This window comes from Klebsiella sp. D5A, from assembly GCF_001620885.1.
Lineage (GTDB): Bacteria > Pseudomonadota > Gammaproteobacteria > Enterobacterales > Enterobacteriaceae > Klebsiella > Klebsiella variicola.
The window spans coordinates 171,283-186,594 of sequence record NZ_LOAR01000013.1 but is presented as its reverse complement, the minus strand read 5'-3'; the positions used below and the strand labels follow the sequence as shown (position 1 = coordinate 186,594).

General features: G+C 56.2%; 14 protein-coding genes and 2 pseudogenes. 10 read left to right on the top strand and 6 right to left on the bottom strand.

Translation table 11 applies throughout. From position 1 onward, the window contains the following. Nucleotides 1-379 (bottom strand): type VI secretion system contractile sheath small subunit (tssB, locus tag AS136_RS19315; protein ID WP_065217795.1); only part of this gene is annotated, 379 nt, incomplete at its 3' end. Nucleotides 380-929: 550 nt separating this feature from the next. Between tssB and AS136_RS19310 the strand changes: the two genes are divergently transcribed. Both AS136_RS19310 and AS136_RS19305 read left to right on the top strand, forming a co-directional pair. Beyond that, nucleotides 930-1,412, top strand: a complete 483-nt coding sequence (locus AS136_RS19310) for a WbuC family cupin fold metalloprotein (protein WP_008803899.1) — start codon at nt 930-932, stop codon at nt 1,410-1,412. 377 nt (nt 1,413-1,789) lie between these two features. After that, nucleotides 1,790-2,650 (top strand): hypothetical protein, encoded by an 861-nt coding sequence (locus AS136_RS19305; RefSeq protein WP_023323072.1) that lies wholly within the window; start codon nt 1,790-1,792, stop codon nt 2,648-2,650. Here the strand turns inward: AS136_RS19305 and cynR are convergent. Then, nucleotides 2,647-3,588, bottom strand: coding sequence for a transcriptional regulator CynR (gene cynR, locus AS136_RS19300; RefSeq protein ID WP_008803897.1), 942 nt, complete (start codon nt 3,586-3,588; stop codon nt 2,647-2,649). The two genes, AS136_RS19305 and cynR, sit on opposite strands and share 4 nt — an antisense overlap. A 132-nt stretch (nt 3,589-3,720) precedes the next feature. On the opposite strand from cynR, the gene AS136_RS19295 reads away from it, so the two are divergent. The 3 genes from AS136_RS19295 to ypdK all read left to right on the top strand — a co-directional run bounded on the left by AS136_RS19295 (nt 3,721) and on the right by ypdK (nt 5,782). Next, nucleotides 3,721-4,179 carry a nucleoside deaminase gene (locus AS136_RS19295; protein ID WP_008803896.1) on the top strand — a complete coding sequence of 153 codons (459 nt, stop codon included), beginning with the start codon at nt 3,721-3,723 and terminating at the stop codon, nt 4,177-4,179. Then, the gene (locus AS136_RS19290; protein ID WP_023323073.1) at nt 4,176-5,372 is read left to right on the top strand and encodes a cyanate transporter; all 1,197 of its coding nucleotides are present in this window, start codon (nt 4,176-4,178) and stop codon (nt 5,370-5,372) included. The genes AS136_RS19295 and AS136_RS19290 overlap by 4 nt, the downstream gene beginning before the upstream one ends. 338 nt (nt 5,373-5,710) lie before the next feature. Beyond that, nucleotides 5,711-5,782 (top strand): membrane protein YpdK, encoded by a 72-nt coding sequence (gene ypdK / locus AS136_RS28270; RefSeq protein ID WP_099119320.1) that lies wholly within the window; start codon nt 5,711-5,713, stop codon nt 5,780-5,782. A 70-nt stretch (nt 5,783-5,852) separates the two neighbouring features. On the opposite strand, the gene alaC is transcribed toward ypdK, so the two are convergent. Continuing rightward, on the bottom strand, nt 5,853-7,067 hold the full coding sequence (gene alaC / locus AS136_RS19285; RefSeq protein WP_008803894.1) for an alanine transaminase: 1,215 nt from the start codon (nt 7,065-7,067) through the stop codon (nt 5,853-5,855). 88 nt (nt 7,068-7,155) lie between these two features. On the opposite strand from alaC, the pseudogene AS136_RS28790 reads away from it, so the two are divergent. Continuing rightward, nucleotides 7,156-7,330: pseudogene (locus AS136_RS28790) on the top strand (phytanoyl-CoA dioxygenase); the annotation flags it as partial. 11 nt (nt 7,331-7,341) lie between these two features. Here the strand turns inward: AS136_RS28790 and AS136_RS29280 are convergent. Beyond that, nucleotides 7,342-7,452: pseudogene (locus AS136_RS29280) on the bottom strand (hypothetical protein); the annotation flags it as partial. Between AS136_RS29280 and AS136_RS19275 the strand changes: the two are divergent. Together AS136_RS19275 and AS136_RS19270 are read left to right on the top strand one after the other, a co-directional pair. Then, nucleotides 7,451-9,148: a sensor histidine kinase gene (locus AS136_RS19275; RefSeq protein WP_008803893.1), complete on the top strand. Its 1,698-nt coding sequence runs from the start codon at nt 7,451-7,453 to the stop codon at nt 9,146-9,148. The pseudogene AS136_RS29280 and the gene AS136_RS19275 sit on opposite strands and share 2 nt — an antisense overlap. An 11-nt stretch (nt 9,149-9,159) precedes the next feature. After that, nucleotides 9,160-9,897 (top strand): LytR/AlgR family response regulator transcription factor, encoded by a 738-nt coding sequence (locus tag AS136_RS19270; RefSeq protein WP_023323074.1) that lies wholly within the window; start codon nt 9,160-9,162, stop codon nt 9,895-9,897. Between the two features lie 52 nt (nt 9,898-9,949). Here the strand turns inward: AS136_RS19270 and glk are convergent, their stop codons facing one another. Continuing rightward, on the bottom strand, nt 9,950-10,915 hold the full coding sequence (gene glk, locus AS136_RS19265; protein ID WP_012540954.1) for a glucokinase: 966 nt from the start codon (nt 10,913-10,915) through the stop codon (nt 9,950-9,952). 263 nt (nt 10,916-11,178) lie between these two features. On the opposite strand from glk, the gene AS136_RS19260 reads away from it, so the two are divergent. Next, a complete protein-coding gene (locus tag AS136_RS19260; protein WP_023323075.1) occupies nt 11,179-12,414 on the top strand; it encodes an ion channel protein in 1,236 nt (411 codons plus the stop codon). Here the strand turns inward: AS136_RS19260 and AS136_RS19255 are convergent. Continuing rightward, nucleotides 12,411-14,072, bottom strand: a complete 1,662-nt coding sequence (locus AS136_RS19255; RefSeq protein WP_023323076.1) for an alpha-keto acid decarboxylase family protein — start codon at nt 14,070-14,072, stop codon at nt 12,411-12,413. The genes AS136_RS19260 and AS136_RS19255 overlap by 4 nt on opposite strands. Before the next feature lie 180 nt (nt 14,073-14,252). On the opposite strand from AS136_RS19255, the gene mgrA reads away from it, so the two are divergent. Further along, nucleotides 14,253-15,245 carry an L-glyceraldehyde 3-phosphate reductase gene (gene mgrA, locus AS136_RS19250; protein WP_008803888.1) on the top strand — a complete coding sequence of 331 codons (993 nt, stop codon included), beginning with the start codon at nt 14,253-14,255 and terminating at the stop codon, nt 15,243-15,245. Nucleotides 15,246-15,312 lie beyond the last annotated feature (67 nt).

The window sequence follows — 15,312 nt, the reverse complement described above, 5'->3', positions numbered from 1 at the left end:
TGAGATCGCGTAATAAATTACGCATCGCCAGCATGGCGCGGAGTTGCGGAATTTGCCGGGCAACCTGCTCCGGTTCAAAATCTTTGATATCGGTAAAACGCAGTCTGACGTTCTCCTCTTCGCCGTTGCCGGACAGCGTATTCGGCACCGAGAGGTTAACTTCCGGGCTAAATTCCGAAAGTACGCTGTTAAAGTTATTTTTATTGACGTTTATTTTTTCTCTTTCCGATAAAGGCCGGTTTTCCTTACCATGACTAAAATCGCCAATGGTAAGCAGCTTCAGCGGCAGTTCGACCTTCTTCTGCGCGCCGCCGGTATGAAGAGATAATTTGAGATTAATGCGCGCCCTGGGGATTTCATTCTGGAACGTATCAGCCACTTTTGTCTTTTCCTTAGTTAATTATCATACGCATTTTCGCCTTATACTTAATTAGGGGCAATGATAAAACAACGCTGAACAAAACAGCAAGCCACCAGCTATTAGTAAAACTACAATACAAATACAGCAACAATTCATATCAATAATGAATGATAATTACATCAATCATTAAAGATAAAAATCGCATAACATTAAAAAATCCCACACCATAAAACTATCATTTAATGATTTAATTAATCAGCACAAATTTGCTTTAAATCAAGATTGATATATTAAGAGCGTCAATATTAATAAATTTATTGATATTGCGGCATGAAGAATTATAACAAAAGATGTATTGACGCATTTACACTAATACTCAGCAAAAAAATGACTTACTTTCACATTTCTACAGCTACCTTCATGATGTAACGGTGTGACGGTATCATCTGTTACCGATGATGTAGACACATGTCTCACAATTCCGCGTACAATGCCCCTTGGCTTAAACAGTCATAAGCCACTACCCCAGTGCAACCTTCTCTGGACGATACAGGAGCCAGGCGTTGATATGAAACAGATCACCCTCAGCGATATGCAGCAGCAGAGCGAAGCGGCAGCCAGTGCCCCGCGCTTGCGTGCCCATCGCAATTTTCATCCCGAACTAAGCGACCCGGTACAGCGCCTCGCCATTGCGATGGAACCCGGCACCTATATCCGTCCGCACCGGCACAGACATACCTTCGAACTTTTGCTGCCCCTGAAAGGCCGCTTTGTGGTACTGAATTTTGATGACAATGGCGTAGTCACCCGCCGGGTGGTGCTGGGTGAAACCTGCACGGCGCTGGAAATGGAAGCCGGTACCTGGCATACGGTGCTCTCGCTCGACCCGGGCGGGATGGTTTTTGAAGTTAAGCAAGGTGCTTATCAGCCGCTTGCCGAAGTTGACACCATGGCCTGGGCGCCTGCCGAAGGCCAACCGGGCACCGCAGAGATGATGGCATGGTATGCCATCGCGCAGCCGGGTGACCGTTTTCTGTCGACGCCACAATAACAACAGGTACACCAAACAGACGCGACTGGCGTCTGTTTGCCCCCCCCTGCCGACCACGAAGGTCGCCAATTGACTGTCCCTTTCTTCGTACTCCGCTCGTGCTCGCCTTCAACATTCCTGCAAAAAGATTCCTGCCAGAAAGAAATGCTTATATTGAGCAAACTATTTTTCTCTACGAATAAGAGATGATAAGATAACGGGATAAAGTAAATACGCGGCAGCAAAACAATAAAAACAGCCAACTTATCGACATATTATTCTCAATGTGAATGGGTTTTGTTAATCAGGTAAAGGAAGTCAGCGGGAAGAATAAATCCTTGTCATCGATGCTTTTTGCTCACCATGGCGATTTATTTTTTCATCGACGTACAATTCTTATGAATATTACAGAACGGAATATCTGGAAGCTAAATAATTTACCGCCAATGGAGTATTGCTCTCTGGCGCGGGCGCAAAAATTATTAAACTGCGAACTTGAAGACATTCTTCACTGGCATGATATTGGTGCGATCAATCTCTGTCTGAAGCTTAATCCGACGCGGGGAACATTAAAAATAGCCGTCCTTTCTCATCAGGAAAAAGACGTGACCACCGCGCTTAATCCGCTTACCTCTGCCGAGGAAGTGGAGACTTTCTGGTCACCCCACTCCCATATCCGCAGCATTCTGCGGCTTGATGACGATATTCCGATGGTGGAAACATTACGCGGAAATACGGTGACGCAGTTTAACGTAAAAGTGTCCGCATCCGGACTCTGGCACCCACACAGTCGGAATTTAATGGCGCTACTGGAGACGCCTGATGATATTCTTTACGAAAACAGACTCAGCATGATGCTGCCCGACAAACCGTTTGTCTATTGTCATTTCATTCCGGATGAAGACGAATACTCTGCTATATCATTGAACCGCATCTATATCACCAGCCAGGCCATTGAGAAAATATACGCTCACAGTATTAGCGCCCGGCCTATGGACGTGACAAAAAATTCGCTGCTGGAACAAACCAGTTACATCCATCAGGAATTAACCGTCCTGCCGCAAAATGAGGTATTGCTGGAATTTATCCATTACCTTATTCAGTCCCATACCGTATTTAATGAGAAATTACAGAATATGGCCGAGCCAGACAAGACTCAACTCTTTCATCACGTACTGGAAAGGCTCAAAGAAGAGGGCATGCTCCGTGAGAATACCCTGCCCGATGAGGCCGATATCCTCAGCGAAGCCGATCGTTAGTCCAGGCTCGTCGGCAAGTGACGCAGGTCCTCATACAGGGCCTGGCCGTTTTCCTGCTCAAGCGTTACCGCGATCTCCCGCGCCAGCGCAATGAATTCGCGCGCCGCAGCGCTCTGCCATGCGCCCTGGCGCTGCAGCAAACAGGCCGTGCGCTGCAGCAGCGCGGGCTTAAGCTCAATGGCCACGAGGTCATCATACTGTCCGGCGATCGCCGCTGGCAGCAGCGTCGCAAGCGGCGTGCCGCGAATAACCGTTAGTACGGCGCCGATGGAGTTGGCCTCCATCCGCACGTCTGGTTCGAGCCGATGGCGGCGACAATAGCGGTTGATTTGTTCCCGGGTGGCAAACTCGCTGCTCAGTAAAATCAGCGGCTGTGCGTCAAGAGCCTGCAGCTGCAGGTGGCTTTCATGAGCCAGCGGATGCGCGCGGCTCACCACCAGCGCGAGGGTTTCCGTCAGCAGCGGCTGAACCACAATATCCCGCGAGAGGCTCTCGCCAAAGGCAATTCCCACATCCAGTTCATCCTCCAGGAGCATCGTTTCCATCCGTTCCTGGTTCATCTCCTGGATAAGCAATTTCACTCCGGGGTAGCGTCGATAGTACGCCTCCACCAGCGGCCCCAGCATGTAAGTGGTAAAGGTCGGCGTCATGGCGATGCGGAGTTTACCACGCTGCAGATCTTCTGCGTCGTGCAGGGCGCGCCGCCCCTCCTCAAGATCGCGTAACACGCGGCGGGCATACTCCAGCCAGATCTCTCCGGCATCGGTCAGGCGGGTATAACGACCAGAGCGGTCAAAGAGCTGAACCTCCAGCATCGCTTCCAGCTGGCGGATCTGCTGTGACAGCGCAGGCTGGGAGACATGGAGCGCCGCGGCGGCGCGGGTAAATCCACGATGTTCTGCCACGGCGATAAAGTAGGAAAGATGGCGCAGGAGCATCCGCTTACCTATAAGCAATTCAAATAGGGTTCATCATAAATAAGTCTTTTAACTTATGAAACAAGATACGTACTCTCTACCTACCATCCTCTGCGTTTTTCACCATCAACATCATCTTATGCAGGAGTGACTATGTCCGCTGACGATCGCTATCTCCAGCGCGCATTAGCGCTGGCAAAACAAAATATTGCTGACGGTGGCCGCCCCTTCGGCGCCGTTCTGGTGCGGCATGATGAGATTGTCGCCGAAGCCGTCAATACCTTTCATCTGAACGGTGACCCAACGGCGCATGCCGAACTGAATGCCGTTCGCGAGCTTGCCGCCAGACTGGGAAGCGAGGTGCTGCGCGAATGCGTTATCTATGCCAGCGGGCAACCTTGTCCTATGTGCCTGAGCGCACTCTATTTAACCGGCGTGCGGGAAGTATTTTTCGCCAACAGTAATCAGGATGGCGAACCCTTTCAGCTCTCAACCACCGCGATTTATCAGCAGCTGCAGCAGCCGCTGTCCCGGCAGACGCTGCCAATCCACCACTGCCCGCAGCCGGAGGGGCCGGCACTTTATCAGCGCTGGGCGGAACAGCAACCATGACGCCCATGCTGCGACAGAATCTGACGCTGTGTGTCCTGGTACTCATTGGGATAAACATGCGTCCGCTGCTCACCTCGATAGGTCCCTTGCTGCCGGATATCCGCGCCGCCAGCGGGATGAGCTATACCCTGGTCGCGCTCCTCACCGCCCTGCCGGTCATCGCGATGGGCGTGCTGGCGCTGGCCGGCGGCTGGGTCGATCGCACTGTTGGTCAAAACCGCAGCATTGCGCTGAGCCTGCTGATTATCGCGGCGGGTGCCCTGCTGCGGGAAAGCGCCCCACATAGCGGTTTGCTGCTCAGCAGCGCCCTTGCGGGGGGAATTGGCATCGGCATTATCCAGGCCGCCATCCCGGCGGTGATAAAGCGTCTGTTCGCCCGGCGTACGCCGCTGGTGATGGGACTATGGTCGGCGGCGCTGATGGGCGGCGGCGGGTTAGGCGCTGCGTTCACGCCATGGCTGGCGTCACGCAGTACGGTCTGGCACCAGGCGCTGGCCTGGTGGGCGCTCCCTGCCCTGCTGGCCCTGCTCGGCTGGCTGGCGATTTGCCGGCAATTGCCTCGCGCACCGCATCAGACCAGCGCTTCCCCCCGGATCGCGATTATTGGCCAGCGCCGCGCCTGGACGCTGGGACTCTATTTCGGACTGATCAATGCCGGTTACGCCAGTCTGATCGCCTGGCTGCCGCCCTACTATATCCAGCTTGGCGATAGCGCCCAGTACAGCGGCTCACTGCTGGCGCTGCTGACCGTCGGGCAAACCGCGGGGGCGCTACTGCTGCCAGCACTGGCTCGTCAGGATGATCGACGCCAGCTTCTGCTGTTCGCTCTGACGCTACAGCTCATTGGCTTCTGCGGCTTCATCTGGCTGCCGCAGCACGTCCCCGCGATGTGGGCCATCGCCTGCGGAGTGGGTCTGGGTGGCGCCTTTCCCCTGTGCCTGGTGCTGGCGCTGGATCACGCGGGACAACCGGCGGTAGCCGGCCGGCTGGTGGCGTTTATGCAGGGTATCGGATTTATCATCGCAGGCCTCTCCCCCTGGCTTTCCGGTCTGTTGCGCAGCCTGAGCGGGAACTACACGCTTGACTGGTCCTGGCATGCGCTCTGCGTCCTGCTACTCATGGCGCTCACACTGCGCTTTATACCAGCTCACTACCCGGCCGAGTGGCGGCCGCGCGCCTCTGACCAGCATTAAATCGGCGGCGGCGCGTAGCAAAGAAATTGCGTGCGCCCTCGCTGGCCGTCCTCCATTTTGCCCATCGCCAAAATCCGTTTTAACAGCGTCGCTGGCGTGAAATTTATTACCGGGTGAAATTAATGTGTCGCCGAATCACGACACCCCTAAGTAACTAAAAATTAATAAAAAAATGCCACTTGTTTCCCTCATTTTTTAGGCGTACATTAGCGCCATCTGGAGCACAAAGCGCACAGAATTGCGAGCTGCCGCAACGTGATTTTTCACCTGCGACAGCCCAGGAATAACAGAACAATTAATTCATTTGAACGTCGCACAAGCGCGTGGAGTGATGAATCGTGAAATACTTCTTTATGGGCCTCTCTTTTATGGTCATCGTTTGGGCCGGTACTTTTGCCCTGATGATCTAGACTGCAGCGGTGTCAAAAAAAACGGGAGCCCACTGGCTCCCGTTTTTGTTATGGCGTATTCGCCGAAGCGCTAGCTCGCGGCGGGCAGCAAGCCATCGGCGCGGAACATCGCCTTGATGCCGCGGATCGCCTGGCGCGTACGGTCCCGGTTTTCGATCAGCGCGAAGCGGACGTGAGTATCGCCATAGTCGCCAAAGCCTATCCCCGGCGAGACGCAGACCTTCGCTTCATTAAGCAACTTTTTCGCAAACTCCAGCGAGCCCATGGCAGCGTAAGGTTCCGGTATTTTCGCCCAGACGTACATGGACGCTTTCGGACATTCCACCATCCAGCCGGCTTCGTGGAGCCCTTTCACCAGCACATCGCGACGGCGCTTATATTGTTCGGCAATTTCACGCACGCACTGCTGATCGCCCTCAAGGGCAGCGATCGCCGCCACCTGCAGCGGCGTAAACGTGCCATAGTCGTGATAGCTTTTGATGCGAGCGAGGGCATTCACCAGGGTCTTGTTGCCGACCATAAAGCCAATGCGCCAGCCGGCCATGTTATAGCTTTTCGACAGGGTAAAGAACTCGACGGCGACATCACGCGCGCCGGGCACCTGCATGATGGAGGGCGCTTTCCAGCCGTCATACACGATATCGGCATAGGCCAGATCGTGGACGACCAGGATGTCATACTGCTTCGCCAGGGCGACGACCTTTTCAAAGAAGTCCAGCTCCACACACTGCGCCGTTGGATTCGAGGGAAAGCCAAGGATCATCATCTTCGGCTTCGGGTAACTCTCGCGGATGGCGCGTTCCAGCTCGTTAAAGAAATCCACCCCTTCCACCAGCGGCACCGAGCGCACCTGCGCCCCGGCAATCACCGCGCCATAGATGTGAATCGGATAGCTGGGGTTTGGCACCAGCACCGTGTCGCCATGATCCAGGGTCGCCAGCATCAGGTGCGCCAGCCCCTCTTTCGAACCAATGGTGACGATCGCTTCCGATTCCGGATCGATGTCAACGTTATAGCGTTCTTCATACCAGCGTGAAATGGCGCGACGCAGGCGCGGGATCCCCCGCGAGGTAGAGTAACCATGGGTGTCAGGCCGTTGGGCAACGGTGCAAAGTTTTTCCACGATATGCGGCGGCGTCGCGCCATCGGGATTGCCCATACTGAAATCAATAATATCCTCGCCGCGCCGGCGCGCAGCCATTTTCAGTTCAGCAGTAATATTAAAAACGTACGGGGGGAGACGATCGATACGCGTAAAACGGCGTTCAGGACTGGATTCAGCCATAGGTTCCTCTGATTAACGTTAGCGCCCGGACCGTCCGAGCGACGCTGCCGCTGTTGCGGCTCGTTTAGAAAATAACCTGAAAAAAAACATGTTGTCGAGAGGGCCGGTAAAAAATATTCCCTGGCATATAAAACGGGTATCGACGGCGCTAAATACGGCAGTTCATCGCCGGAATAGTCCAGAGTTGTATAAAGAGTGGTAACATATTGATATCTTTCTTAACACAGAATTTTATCGTTAAAAGCCAGGGCTGCCGCTCTCGCGGTGGCCTCCCATCAATCCCCTTTAAAAAGTATGCCTTTTCCTCATTATATTTCTGCGGCTGGTCTTCTGCCGTCAGGTTTTTTATCATGTTCTTTTCTGGCCACTGACGCGGCGCACCCATGCACGAAATTTTTACGATGATGCTGGCGGTCTATGATCGTGCGGCCCTGATGCTTATTTGCCTGTTTTTCCTCATTCGCCTGCGCCTGTTCCGCGAACTGTTGCATAAGTCGGCCCATACGCCGAAAGAGCTGCTGGCCGTGACCGCCATTTTCTCGCTGTTTGCCCTGTTCAGCACCTGGTCCGGCGTCCCGGTGGAAGGTTCGCTGGTGAATGTGCGCATTATCGCCGTCATGTCCGGCGGGATCCTGTTTGGTCCGTGGGTAGGGGCAATTGTCGGGGTGATTGCCGGCGTACACCGCTACCTGATTGATATCGATGGCGTCACCGCTGTACCCTGCTTTATCACCAGCATTGTCGCAGGCCTGCTGTCGGGGTTGATTAACCGTAAAGTGGCCCGCGATCAACGGTGGAAAATCGGCATTCTGGCCGGCATGGTGTGTGAGACCCTGACCATGATCCTGGTGGTGGTCTGGGCGCCTTCCCTGAGCCTCGGCCTGGATATCGTCTCTAAAATTGGTATCCCGATGATCCTCGGCAGCGTCTGCATCGGTTTTATCGTGCTGCTGGTGCAGAGCGTGGAAGGGGAAAAGGAGGCCAGCGCGGCGCGGCAGGCAAAACTGGCGCTCGATATCGCTAACAAAACCCTGCCGCTGTTTCGTCACGTTAACAGCGATTCTCTGCGCCAGGTATGCGAGATTATCCGCCGCGACATTACCGCTGACGCGGTGGCGATCACTAATACCGAACATGTACTGGCCTACGTGGGCGTGGGGGAGGCCAACTATCAACACCACGACGATGTCATCAGCCCTACCACCCGACAAGCGATTCGTTATGGGAAAATCATTATAAAAAACAATGATGAAGCCCACCGCACGCCGGAGATCCACTCCTTGATGGTGATCCCGCTGTGGGAAAAAGGGGTGGTGACCGGCACGCTAAAAATTTATTACTGCCACGCCCATCGCATCACTTCGACGCTGCAGGAGATGGCGATTGGCCTGTCGCAAATAATCTCCACCCAGCTGGAAGTCTCCCGCGCCGAACAGCTGCGCGAGATGGCCAATAAAGCGGAGCTGCGCGCCCTGCAAAGCAAAATTAACCCGCATTTTTTATTTAATGCGCTGAACGCGATCTCCTCCTCGATTCGCCTTAATCCAGACACCGCGCGCCAGCTCATTTTTAATCTGTCGCGCTACCTGCGCTATAACATCGAATTAAAAGACGATGAGCAGATTGATATCAAACGAGAGCTGTATCAGATCAAAGATTATATCGCCATTGAACAGGCGCGATTCGGCGACAAGCTGACGGTCATCTATGATATTGACGACGACGTCAGCTGCGTGATCCCGAGCCTGCTTATCCAGCCGCTGGTGGAAAATGCCATCGTTCATGGTATCCAGCCCTGTAAAGGCAAGGGGGTGGTGACGATCGGCATTAACGAGTGCGGCAATCGGGTTCGCATCAGCGTTCGCGACACTGGCAACGGCATCGATCCCGCCGTGGTCGCTCGCGTGGAAGCCGACGAAATGCCGGGAAATAAAATCGGCCTGCTTAACGTTCATCACCGGGTGAAGCTCCTCTACGGCGAGGGGTTGCATATCCGCACCCTGACGCCAGGAACAGAAATCGCCTTTTATGTCCCCAATCACCACACGCCGCAGGCGCTGACGGAGTCTCTGTTGTCATGAGCGGAGAAAAGATGAAAGTTATTATTGTGGAAGATGAGTTTCTGGCTCAGCAGGAGCTCTCCTGGCTTATCAATACCCACAGCCAGATGGAGATCGTCGGCAGCTTTGACGATGGCCTGGACGTGCTGAAATTTCTCCAGCACAACAAGGTCGATGCCATTTTTCTCGATATCAATATTCCGTCGCTGGACGGGGTTTTGCTGGCGCAAAACATCAGCCAGTTTGCCCATAAGCCTTTTATCGTCTTTATCACCGCGTGGAAAGAGCACGCCGTGGAAGCCTTTGAGCTGGAGGCGTTTGACTACATCCTGAAGCCCTACCAGGAGTCACGCATCATCAATATGCTACAAAAGCTAACCGCCGCCTGGCAGCAGCAAAATAACGTCGCTGCGGGAGCGACCAACGCGGCGCCACGAGAAAACGACACCATCAATCTGATAAAAGATGAACGAATAATCGTCACCAGCATCCATGATATTTATTATGCCGAGGCGCATGAAAAGATGACGTTCGTCTATACCCGCCGGGAGTCATTCGTCATGCCGATGAACATCACCGAATTCTGCAGCAAACTGCCCACCGCACATTTCTTTCGCTGCCACCGCTCGTACTGCGTGAATCTCAGCAAGATCCGCGAAATTGAGCCGTGGTTTAACAATACCTATGTGCTGCGCCTGCGCGACCTTGAATTTCAGGTGCCGGTGAGCCGCAGTAAAGTGAAAGAGTTTCGCCAGCTGATGAATCTGTAGAGGCGGGAAGTCCCGCCATCCGGGCTACGACGGTAGCCCGGGAGGGATGCGCTTATAACACCTGGCCCAGCGTCTGACGCAGATGCGCGCCGGAGCCCAGCAGGCCCGGGTTTTCATGCACGATCAGGTAAACCGGAATATCCTGAACATAAGCTTTGAAACGGCCTTTGTCTTCAAAACCGCCGCGGAAGCCGGAGGCTTTAAAGAACTCCAGGAAGCGCGGCACGATGCCCCCGGCGATATACACGCCGCCAAAGGTCCCGAGAGTCAGCGCCAGGTTTCCGCCGAAGCGGCCCATAATGACGCAGAACAGCGATAGCGCCCGGCGACAGTCGGTACAACTGTCCGCCAGCGCTCGCTCGGTGACCTCGCGTGGCTGCAGGTTTTCCGGCAGGCGGCCATCAGACTTCACAATCGCGCGGTACAAATTGACCAGTCCGGGACCCGAGAGCACGCGTTCTGCGGAAACATGCCCCAGCTCGGCGCGCAGCTCTTCCAGAATAATCCCCTCTTCTTCGCTGTTCGGCGCAAAATCGACGTGACCGCCTTCGCCCGGCAGGCTGACCCAGCGCTTGTCAACGTGCACCAGATGCGCCACGCCAAGCCCGGTTCCGGCGCCATAAACGGCGATCGGTTTGCCCGCTACCGGAGCGCTGCCGCCAAACTGAATGAGGTGCTCGGCTTTCAGCATCGGGATGGCCATGGAAACGGCGGTAAAATCGTTAATTATCTCCAGATGGGCAAAGCCAAGGTTGCGCTTCATTTCAGCGATGGAGAAGGCCCAGGTATGGTTGGTCATCGCTACCCAGTCGCCGGTGATCGGGCAGGCAATGGCGATACAGCCTTCGTTGACGGTCACCTGGTGCTCCTCCAGATAGACGCGCACCACCGCCTCCAGACTGGGATAATCGAGCCCGGAATAGGTCTTAGCACGAGAGATCTCTCCGCTCGCCAGATCACATAGCGCCAGGCGGGCGTTGGTCCCCCCGACATCTCCTACTAAAGCAAATTTTGTCATTCCGTTACGGCTCCGCTAAAGTCAAAATAATTCTTTTGGCACACTGTAAATTCATGGCGGCTTAACAACAACGTCCAACGCGCAGACGCCCCTTGTTTAGCGACATAGGTCACATTTAGTTTGTAATCTATGCAAGGTAGTCTGTAAACGACGCCGCGGGAATCAGACGCCGCCTTAACTTTATCGTTTCAGCACCATTTGCATCGACGGCCCCAGCCGACGAAGGCAAAGTAGTGCTTCAGAACTTTAACAAGGACATTTTCATGCTCCATCCTCGCGCCAGAACAATGCTGATCCTGTCGGTGCCGGCCATCCTGATAGGTATCGCCTGCAGTCTGATCCTGATCGGCGCGATGAAGGTTGCCGCGCTGCTACAGCGCGTGCTGTGGAGCAACCTGCCCACCCAGTTGGGGATCAGCGCTGACAGCCCGCTATGGATTATCGCCATGCTCACGGCGACAGGGATCGCCGTGGGCCTGATAGTCCGCTACAGCCCGGGACACGCCGGGCCGGATCCGGCCACCGAAACGCTCATTGGCGCCCCCATTGCTACCGGCGCGCTGCCCGGACTCCTGGCCGCGCTGATCCTCGGCCTTGCCGGCGGCGTCAGTCTCGGCCCGGAGCATCCGATTATGGTGGTGAATATTGCGCTGGCCGTCGCCGTCGGTTCACGGCTGTTTCCGCGCGTCAGCTCGCTGGACTGGACCATCCTCGCGGCCTCAGGCACCATCGGCGCCCTCTTCGGCACCCCGGTGGCCGCCGCGCTGATTTTTTCGCAAACCCTCAACAGCAGCAACGAGTCGCCGCTGTGGGATCGTCTTTTTGCGCCGCTGCTTGCCGCCGCCGCGGGCGCGCTGACGACCGGGCTGTTTTTCCATCCCCATTTCACGCTGCCGATCCCCCATTATGGCCAGATGCACTTCGTCGATATCATCAGCGGCATGATCGTCGCCCTGATTGCTATCGCCGTCGGCATGGTGGCCGTCTGGTGTCTGCCGCGCCTGCACGCCCTGATGCATCGTCTGAGAAATCCCATCCTGACGCTGGGCATCGGTGGGTTGCTGCTGGGGATCCTCGGGACCATTGGCGGCCCCTTAACGCTGTTTAAGGGGCTGGATGAGATGCAGCAGCTGGCTTTCAGTCAGACGCTAACCGCCGCGGATTTTCTGCTCATCGCGCTGGTCAAGCTGGCTGCGCTGGTGCTCGCCTCCGCCAGCGGCTTTCGCGGCGGGAGAATTTTCCCGGCGGTCTTCGTTGGGGTGGCGCTGGGGCTGATGCTGCATGCCCACGTGGATGCCGTGCCAGCGGCGATCACCGTCTCCTGCGCCATTCTCGGCATGGTGCTGGTCGTCACCCGCGACGGCTGGCTGAGCCTGTTTATGGCCGCCGTAGTGGTCCCGGATACGACGCTGCTGCCGCTGCTGTGCATTGTGATGCTCCCGGCCTGGCTGCTGCTGGCCGGGAGGCCGTTGATGATTGCTAAACGAACTGGCGACTAAACGCGGCTGTTTCGTTCCTCCAGCGCCTGCGTCACCGCACGCAGGAAATCGGGGATATCCATTTTCGGTAGCATCACTTCGACCAGGGTAAGGGTATCGGAGGTGATGCTTTCCGCCATCCCTTCCCGTAACTCAGCCGTGTGCGTGACCCGCCAGCAGCGAGAAACAACGTCCGGGGCGAAAGCTTCCGGCAGCCGCTGCCAGTCCCACAGGGCGATGTCATTGTAGCGCTGCTCAGGGCCATGAATCGCCCGCTCCACGGTATACCCTTCGTTATTCAGCAACAGAATAAGCGGTTTTTGCTTATCGCGAAGCATAGAGCCCATCTCCTGAATCGTCAGTTGGGCGGCGCCATCGCCGACGATCAGCACCACCCGCCGCTCTGCCGCCGCGGTTTGCGCGCCATAGGCGGCCGGGAGGGTAAAACCAATCGACCCCCACAGCGGCTGAACGATCAGCGATGCCTCAGAGGGAAGCTTAAGCGCCGCGATGCCAAATGCCGCCGTCCCCTGATCGGCGAGGATAATATCGCCGGGGCGCAGCGCATCCTGCACTGTCGACCAGAAATTCTTCTGGGTTAACTCGCCTTCGCCCTCCTCTTCCACTTCCGGCGCCACGACCTGAGGCGCCGCCCACTCCGCCGCCAGCGGGGCGGAAAGCGTCATTAATGCAGCCAGAGCTTGATCCATCGGCACGCCGCTGAACCAGTGGTCGCCCACCCTGACGGCGAAGGGCTGGATCTCAATGGTCTTCTCCCGCGCCAGATGCTGGGTGAATCCCGCGGTGATAGTGTCGGTGAAGCGCGTACCAATGCAGATGATGGTGTCGGCGTTTTCAATCGCCTCCCGGGTCTGCGGGGCGCTGGCGATCCCGCTATAGGTCCCGACAAACCCGTTCAGCTGCTCATCGAACAACCCCTTGCCCATTAGCATGGTGGCGTGAGCGATGGGGGTTTTCGCCACCCACTCCCGGAGCGTGTTCTGCAGGCCATAGCGTTGCGCCAGGAAATCCGCCAGCAGAGAAATGCGTCGGCTGCCCCGCAGCAGGCGGCTGGCATGTTCGCGGAACCCGGCGAGCTGGTTTTCATCCGCCGGAGCAGGCTCCACCAGCAAGCCCTGGGCCGGGGCAATCGCTGCCGCTCTGGCGACATCGGCCGGCAGCATCAGATAGCCGGGCCGATGATGCGTCAGCATATCGCGCAGGACACGGTCGATCTCATGGCAGGCGTTGCCGGCGGTCAGCAGCGCCTGGCTGCAGGTGATCTGCTCGCTCATGCGGGCGAAATGGCGAAAATCGCCATCGCCGAGGGTATGGTGCAGCAGTTCGCCACGCTGCTGAGCGCCGGTAGAGGGCGCGCCGACGATATGCAATACCGGAATATGTTCCGCATAGCTACCCGCAATGCCGTTCAGCGCGCTCAGTTCGCCGACGCCGTAGGTGGTCAGCAGCGCACCGGCCCCTTTGATGCGCGCATATCCGTCAGCGGCATAGGCCGCATTCAGCTCGTTGGCGCAGCCGACCCAGCCTAATGCGCTGTGCGCGATGACGCGATCGAGAAACTGTAAGTTGTAATCTCCTGGTACGCCGAACAAGCGGTCAATACCGCTGTCAACGAGGCGATCCAGCAGATAATCCCCAATAGTGTAGGTCGGTTGCATGTCCATTATCCTCATTTTGGTGCAGGTGTAATTTGAGTATTGAATAAGCGATCCGCCTGTCCAGAAGGGGGGCGATAAAGCCGGTGTAAAGCAATAGTTACGCCCAAAAAGCGGTGTACTCCACGCAAAACATTGATTAGTGTAAACGCATACACACCCTGTTTTATCTGCGGAGGAAGAATGGTTTACCAGGCAAGCACAACGCGATATCAAACGATGGAGTATCGTCGCTGCGGGCGCAGCGGCCTTCAGCTCCCGGCGATTTCTCTCGGCCTGTGGCACAACTTTGGCGACGAAACGCGCGTGGAGATCAGCCGGCAGATGCTCCTGCACGCGTTTGACCTTGGCATAACTCATTTCGACCTCGCCAACAACTATGGGCCGCCGCCGGGTTCAGCAGAGAGCAATTTTGGCCGCATTCTGAAAGAGGCGCTCCAGCCCTATCGCGATGAGTTGATCATCTCCACCAAAGCGGGCTACACCATGTGGGACGGCCCGTACGGCGACTGGGGTTCACGCAAATATCTGGTGGCCAGTCTTAACCAGAGCCTGCAGCGCATGGGGCTGGAGTATGTCGATATTTTTTATCATCACCGCCCGGACCCGCAGACCCCACTGACGGAAACAATGCGTGCGCTCGATCATCTTGTCCGTCAGGGTAAAGCGCTGTACGTCGGGATCTCCAACTATCCGCTGGCCCAGGCGCAGGAGGCGGTGAAGATCCTTAACGACCTCGGTACGCCCTGCGTCATTCACCAGCCCCGCTATTCGATGTTCGAACGCAGTGCGGAAGATGGGCTGCTGGATTTTCTGCAGACGGAAGGGGTGGGAAGTATAGCGTTTTCACCGCTGGCGGGCGGACAGCTTACCGATCGCTATCTGAACGGTATCCCGGCCGACTCTCGCGCCGCCAGCAGCAGTCGTTTTCTGCAGCCGGAGCAACTGACCGCCGCGCGATTAGAAAAAATTCGTCAGCTAAATACGATAGCGGAAGAGCGCGGGCAGAAGCTGTCGCAGATGGCGCTGGCCTGGGTTCTGCGCGAGGAGAAAGTGACCTCCGTGCTGATCGGCGCCAGCAAAACCGCGCAGCTGGATGATGCCGTCGGCATGCTGCAGAATCGCCATTTCAGCACCGAAGAGTGCGCGGCCATCGACGCCATCCTTGCGCTGTAAAGCAAATGTTACTTTAGCAAAAAGTGCTCTTTTCTGCGCTTTCGGAGTTCGTCCGATGCGGCGGGTC

Coding starts and splice junctions, on each gene's coding strand:
- AS136_RS19260 (WP_023323075.1), top strand. CDS start 11,179: ATGCTCCATCCTCGCGCCAGAACAATGCTGATCCTGTCGGTGCCGGCC.
- cynR (WP_008803897.1), bottom strand. CDS start 3,588: ATGCTCCTGCGCCATCTTTCCTACTTTATCGCCGTGGCAGAACATCGT.
- AS136_RS19275 (WP_008803893.1), top strand. CDS start 7,451: ATGCACGAAATTTTTACGATGATGCTGGCGGTCTATGATCGTGCGGCC.
- AS136_RS19255 (WP_023323076.1), bottom strand. CDS start 14,072: ATGCAACCGACCTACACTATTGGGGATTATCTGCTGGATCGCCTCGTT.
- glk (WP_012540954.1), bottom strand. CDS start 10,915: ATGACAAAATTTGCTTTAGTAGGAGATGTCGGGGGGACCAACGCCCGC.
- AS136_RS19270 (WP_023323074.1), top strand. CDS start 9,160: ATGAAAGTTATTATTGTGGAAGATGAGTTTCTGGCTCAGCAGGAGCTC.
- AS136_RS19290 (WP_023323073.1), top strand. CDS start 4,176: ATGACGCCCATGCTGCGACAGAATCTGACGCTGTGTGTCCTGGTACTC.
- AS136_RS19295 (WP_008803896.1), top strand. CDS start 3,721: ATGTCCGCTGACGATCGCTATCTCCAGCGCGCATTAGCGCTGGCAAAA.
- AS136_RS19310 (WP_008803899.1), top strand. CDS start 930: ATGAAACAGATCACCCTCAGCGATATGCAGCAGCAGAGCGAAGCGGCA.
- mgrA (WP_008803888.1), top strand. CDS start 14,253: ATGGTTTACCAGGCAAGCACAACGCGATATCAAACGATGGAGTATCGT.
- AS136_RS19305 (WP_023323072.1), top strand. CDS start 1,790: ATGAATATTACAGAACGGAATATCTGGAAGCTAAATAATTTACCGCCA.
- alaC (WP_008803894.1), bottom strand. CDS start 7,067: ATGGCTGAATCCAGTCCTGAACGCCGTTTTACGCGTATCGATCGTCTC.